At 45.0% G+C, this 362-nt stretch carries 1 protein-coding gene; it reads right to left on the bottom strand.

The genetic code is table 11. From position 1 onward, the window contains the following. Positions 1 to 362: sensor histidine kinase (locus AB4585_RS26945; protein WP_372171802.1), on the bottom strand; the 362-nt coding region annotated here is incomplete at both ends.

The following is a 362-nucleotide window of genomic DNA, read 5'->3' as shown; positions in this document are numbered from 1 at the left end:
GTGCTGGTGGACTATTTGCTGGCACACGGACAACCCTATGCCTAAGCCAAAGTCACCTTGTTTCTTGGTGGTAAAGTTAAGTTCAAAAATATTTTCGAGCTGTTCTGATTCAATGCCAGACCCGTTGTCTTGAAATACGATCTCTATTTGCTGTTTATCTGCATCTAATGCGCTGTGAATACTGAGTTTCCCATTGTTATCCATCGCATCTAGGGCGTTGGAAATTAGGTTGGTCCATACCTGCTGCAGCGCAATGGGGCGGCAAAATGTGGGGGCGATTGAGTGGTAATCTCGCTCCACGGTGATGTTTTTCAATCGGTTCTCAAAGATGACCAAGGTATCCTCAATACCTTCGTGTATAT

This window comes from Vibrio sp. 10N.222.49.C9, from assembly GCF_041474985.1.
Taxonomy (GTDB): domain Bacteria; phylum Pseudomonadota; class Gammaproteobacteria; order Enterobacterales; family Vibrionaceae; genus Vibrio; species Vibrio crassostreae_C.
Note: the sequence above shows the minus strand (reverse complement) of the source record. Positions and strands in the feature narration are given on the sequence as shown.